This is a genomic window from Armatimonadota bacterium, from assembly GCA_029907255.1.
Classification (GTDB): Bacteria; Armatimonadota; UBA5829; order DTJY01; family DTJY01; genus JAIMAU01.
Map to the genome: position 1 here is coordinate 82,857 of JARYMF010000012.1, position 6,000 is coordinate 88,856.

The 6,000-nt window shown below is 48.7% G+C and carries 3 protein-coding genes; all 3 read left to right on the top strand.

The window, feature by feature from the left end; genetic code table 11:
* Positions 1 to 364: 364 nt before the first annotated feature.
* Positions 365 to 2,320, top strand: coding sequence for an ATP-dependent helicase (locus QHH26_11295; GenBank protein MDH7482539.1), 1,956 nt, complete (start codon positions 365 to 367; stop codon positions 2,318 to 2,320).
* Complete coding sequence (locus tag QHH26_11300; protein ID MDH7482540.1) at positions 2,313 to 2,525, top strand: DUF1156 domain-containing protein; 213 nt, start codon at positions 2,313 to 2,315, stop codon at positions 2,523 to 2,525. The genes QHH26_11295 and QHH26_11300 overlap by 8 nt, the downstream gene beginning before the upstream one ends.
* A 140-nt stretch (positions 2,526 to 2,665) precedes the next feature.
* A partial coding sequence (locus tag QHH26_11305; protein MDH7482541.1) for a right-handed parallel beta-helix repeat-containing protein occupies positions 2,666 to 6,000 on the top strand: 3,335 nt, incomplete at its 3' end.

Sequence of the window (6,000 nt, forward strand, 5' to 3'; positions counted from 1 at the left end):
TAATTTAGGCATTGTTTGTTAAAATATAATTCAAACTTATTTTTACCTTTAAAACCACCCACCACATTTGGGTGTAATGCCATATTTAAGGCTAAAGTAGTTGAAGACAAAAAGTATGTGGTTCTATCCGCATTATTGCTTTCTGTGTACGTTTTCTTTGTTTTAGTCGGCTGCTGCCAGCAATGAGATATAGGAAGCCGCCGGTTTCGAAGTAGCTATTGGCTTTATGGAGTTTACGATTGCGCCACGGCTTATCCGAGGCTTCTGCGAACGCAGGACCCATTCGGTAGCTTGCTGGCGAAAACAATAGGAAGCGTCAGGATATCTGAAACCGAGATATTCGACGCGGCGAAGGGTGAATAGCATGAAATGGGATGATGGACTTGACGGTGTTACTAAGAATATCGCGGAGACACCCTGTTCTCCGCTAAGAGTAATTGCCGGCCCAGGCACGGGCAAGACCTTTGCACTTGTACGCAGGGTTGCCAAGCTCATCCAGAATGATAACATTTCTCCAGACAAAATCTTGGTATGTACATTTACGCGCACGGCTGCAGCCGATTTGAAATCAGAATTGTCCAAGCTTGGCATAGAGGGTGTAGAGAAAGTCTACGCTGGTACATTACACGCTTTATGTTTCTCTATGCTCAATAGATCAGAAGTTCTTGAGATTACTGGACGGCATCCTCGACCATTGCTTCAGTTTGAGGAACGCTTCTTACAAGAAGACTTGAAGGCAAGACACGGGGATTTGCGTGAAGTCATCAATAAGATACAAGCCTTTAACGCCGCGTGGGCTAGGCTTCAGCACGAGATGCCGGGCTGGCCTGAATCTGAGGAGGATAAAAGGTTCAGTGATGATCTTAGTGATTGGCTACGCTTCCACGAAGCAATGCTCATCGGCGAGCTTATTCCCGAGGCCTTGCGCTATATCAGAGACAACCCAAAGTGCCCCGAGAGAGACAAATTTGACCATGTGCTTGTGGACGAATACCAGGATCTGAACCGTGCCGAACAGTCAATACTAGATCTACTTTCCGAAAATGGTTCCCTTACCGTCGTAGGAGACGAGGATCAGTCGATATACTCATTCAAGTACGCGCATCCAGATGGTATCGCGAGTTTCGAAGAAAATCATCCAGGAACAAAAACTATAAGTCTAAATGGGTGCCGGCGATGCCCGGATCAGATAGTAATGATGGCGAACTCTCTGATCTCTAACAACAAAAGCCGCATTCAAAGGAGCCTGGAGAAGAATTCGACATGCAATTCCCAAGGTGAAGTATACGTCGTCCAGTGGCAGAGTATGGATGAAGAAGCTGAGGGTATCGCCCAGTTTGTTGAGACCCGCATTGCCTCGGGGAAAGTGGAGCCCGGCGGTGTCCTTATACTAGCTCCTAGACGAGACTTAGGCTACGCTATCAGGAATTCAATCAATCATAAAGGAATACCGGCGCACAGCTTTTTCAGCGAGGAAGCATTCGATGGCTCGCCACAAAAGTTGGAGGAGTCAAAATCTCAGCAGATGTTCACGCTTCTTACATTGCTCGCTGAACCCGATGACCGCGTCGCGCTTCGGTGTTGGTGTGGGTTTGGAAGCAAAAACCTCGCGAGCAAACAATGGTCGCGGCTCAGAGAGTATTGCCGGAAGAATGGCAAATCGCCCAGAGAAGCGCTGGACGCGCTCAATAAAGGGAATCTACAATTGTCGAACACTGGATATCTGCTTGAACGTTATCGGGAACTGGTCGATTTTAAAACTCAAATGGGCGATCTCTACGGCGCGGATTTACTTGATGCTCTCTTCCCAGCAGAAAACGCATGGTCTGAGCCTTTTAGATCGTTTGCATCTGTGATCGATGAAGCGGATTATGATGCCTCCACTTTGCTCGACGCCCTCCGAACAAATCTAATTCAGCCCGAGTTGCCGACCAATGTGGACTATGTACGAGTCATGAGCCTTCACAAGTCGAAAGGACTGACTGCCGATTTGGTAGTGGTGGCGGGGTGTGTCGAAGGTCTGATTCCTTCTGAAACGAATAATGCCAAGACCGATGAAGAGAAGCAACATTTCTTGGAAGAGCAACGCCGACTTTTCTACGTTGCTATCACGCGGTCTAGGAACACATTAATACTATCGAGTGTTACCTGTCTTCCTGTCAAGCTTGCATACAAGATGGGAGTTAGAGTGCAAAGAAAGAGGAAAGAGTATGCTTATACTGTCACATCGCGCTTCATCGGCGAATTGGGGCCATCATGTCCAAAACCGATAAAAGGGGAAGAGTTCTTAAAGTGGACAACGAGTACTTCGAATGGCTGATCGTCGTTTAATCGAAGTGGCGTTTCCTGTGAAAGGAGCAACTATTGATTCCGCGCATGAGAAGAAAGTTCGGCATGGGCATATATCCACACTTCACACCTGGTCCGCGAGACTGCCGCTGTTTGTGCAAGGTGGCGAGGAGTGCAAGCTATCCTTGCTACCTAAATGCAAGCCTCCCCACCCTACCTCAGACATCTCACAATAGCCGAAGAGCAACATGCCCGAACAATAAACCGCTTGACAATTTGGTTTAAATTTGCTAGTATATTATTTAACCCATATTTCACCCCCTAAGGCTCCTATGCCGCCTGTGGAGTGATACAGCTCTTATGTTGGAGGCAAGAGATGGAGAGGAGAAGTCTTTGCAGGATTTTACTGCTTTCTGTGTGCATTCTTCTTGTTTTGTCGGCTTCTGCTTCGGCCAGTATCATTCGCGTCAAGTGGAATTCCCCCGCAAATGGTCCTGGTGACAGCTGGGACAATGCCTATCAAACGGTTCAGGCTGCGATAAATGCGGCTTCTGCGGGCGATGAGATATGGGTAGCCGCTGGAACATATGTTGAGCGTATAACGCTGAAGAAGGATGTGGCTTTGTATGGTGGGTTCAGCGGTGTTGAGACTGAGAGAGACCAGCGGAACTGGGTTGCTAATGTAACTATTTTGGATGGCAACCAGGGTGGTTCAGTGGTGACAGCGAGCAATCTAGGCACCACCACTGCCCGTATAGATGGGTTTACAATAAGAAATGGGAGTGCATCCAACGGCGGCGGGATATACTGCTCCAACTCCTCGCCAATAATTTCAAACAACACCATAACTGCAAACAGCGCATCCAACTACGGTGGCGGAATATACTGCTACTCCTCCTCCTCTCCCATCATTGTAAACAACACCATAGCTACAAACAGCGCAACCTACGGCGGTGGGATACACTGCTATTCCTCGTCGCCAATCATCTCAAACAACAGCATAAGATCAAACAGCGCAGCAGGTGGCGGCAGTGGGATATACTGCTCCTCTTCTTCGCCCACCATTTCAAACAACGTCATAACTTCTAACAGTATTACAAGTGGAAGCAGCGTGCCTGAGGGCGGCGGTGGAATCGCCTGCTACTCCTCTTCTCCGGTCATTGCAAACAACATTATAGCCGCAAACACCGCCTATGGCGGTAGCAGCAGCGGCGGCGGTGGGATATACTGCTACTCCTCCTCGCCAATTATTTCAAACAACACCCTGATTGCAAACATCGTCCGCGGTAGCAGCACTACTAATGGGGGCGGGATATACTGCATTGGTTCTTCCTCCTCGCCAGCCATCTCAAACAACATAATTGCGTTCAACTCTTCTGGCATATACAATTCTAGTGGCTCGCCGACGCTTCGCAACAACTGCGTATACAACCCAGGCAGTTACAACTACTCGGGAGTATCAGCTGGGACTGGCGACATTCAGGTTGACCCGAAGCTTTGTTATTTGGAGTATGGGAACTTCCACATAAAGACTGATTCTCCTTGTATTGATGCTGGCGACAGCAGTGTAGTACAGCCTGGATGGGTTGACATTGATGGGCAGGCAAGGATACAGGGAGTTAGTGTAGACATAGGGGCAGATGAGTCAGATGGTACGGCATGTGAGGAGATAGTACCTGTAATTGTTCGTGTGAGCACTAGTGGCAATGACAGCAACGATGGTTTGAGCTGGTCAAGTGCGAAGAGGAGTGTCCAGTCAGCGATAGAAGCTGTTTATGCTGCTGGGGGTGGAGAGGTATGGGTAGCTACTGGTACATATGTTGAGCGTATAGAGCTGAGGAGTTTCGTACATGTGTATGGAGGTTTTGCAGGGACTGAGGTGTCGAGGGAGCAGCGGAACTGGGTAGCTAATGTGACTATTTTGGATGGCAACCAGGGTGGTTCAGTGGTGAAGGCGAGTAATATAGGTGCCACCACCGCCCGTATAGATGGCTTCACGATACGAAATGGGAAAGCAACGTATGACAGCGGTGGTGGGATACTTTGTTCCTACTCCTCACCCATTATCTCAAACAACACAATAATTGCAAACAACGCATCCTACGGTGGCGGGATATGCTGCTCCTCCTCTTCGCCAATTATCTACAACAACGCCATAGTTGGAAACAGCTCCTCAGCGTCCTCAAGTAGCTACGGCGGTGGGATATATTGTTCCTCCTCCTCCTCGCCAACCATCTACAACAACACCATAGTTGGAAACAGCGCAACCTACGGCGGTGGGATATACTGCGCCAGTCCATCCTCGGCAATCATCTCAAACAACATAGTTGCGTTCAATTCTTCAGGCATATACAATTCTAGTGGCTCGCCGACGCTTCGCAACAACTGCGTATACAACCCCAATGGATATAACTACTCTGGCGTATCTCCAGGCACTGGCGACATTCAGGTTGACCCGAAGCTTTGTTCTTTGGAGTATGGGAACTTCCACATAAAGCTTGATTCTCCGTGTATTGATGCTGGTGACAGCAGTGTAGTACAGCCTGGATGGGTTGACATTGATGGGCAGGCAAGGATACAGGGAGTTAGTGTAGACATAGGGGCAGATGAGTCGGATGGTACGGCATGTGAGGTAGAGCCTGTAATTGTTCGAGTGAGTCCTAGTGGCAATGACAGCAACGATGGTTCGAGCTGGTCAAGTGCAAAGAGGAGTGTACAATCTGCGATAGATGCTGTTTATGCTGCTGGAGGTGGAGAGGTATGGGTAGCCGCTGGGACATATGTTGAGCGTATAACTCTGAGAAGTTTTGTGCATGTGTATGGAGGTTTTGCAGGGACTGAGACGTTGAGGGAGCAGCGGAACTGGGTAGCTAATGCGACTATTTTGGATGGCAACCAGGGTGGCTCAGTGGTAACAGTTAGTAATATAGGCGCTAACACTGCACGTATAGATGGCTTTACGATACGAAATGGCAATGCAGCCAATGGTGGAGGGATATACTGCTCTTCCGCTTCACCAATTATCTCAAACAACATGATAACTGCAAACAGCGCATCAACCTACGGCGGTGGGATATACTGCAACCACTCCTCACCAATCATTTCAAGTAACACAATAACTGCAAACAGCACGGGCAGATACGGCGGCGGGATATACTGCTTCTACTCCTCACCAGTCATTTCGAACAACACCATAACTACAAACAGTGCACCCGGCGGCGACGGTGGCGGAATACTTTGTTCCTACTCCTCGCCAACCATTTCTAACAACACCATAGTTGGAAACAGCGCATCTAACGGCAGTGGGATATACTGCTCAGGTTCCTCGGCAATTGTATTAAACAACACCATAGCAGAAAACACAGCATCCACTGCTGGCGGTGGAATCTTTTGCATTAGCTCTCCCTCGCCCATCATTGCAAACAACGTTATAGCCGCGAACACCGCATGCGGCAGTAGCAGCAGCGGTGGCGGTGGGATATACTGCTACTCCTCGTCAATCATTTCGAACAACACCATAATTGGAAACAGCGCATCGCCGAACGGCGGAGGGATATATTGCACTGGTTCCTCCTCTACTCCTGCCATCTCAAACAACATAATTGCATTTAACACCTCAGGGATATACCGTTCCAGTGGCTCGCCGACGCTTCGCAACAACTGCGTATACAACCCCAATGGATATAACTACTCTGGCGTATCTCCAGGCAC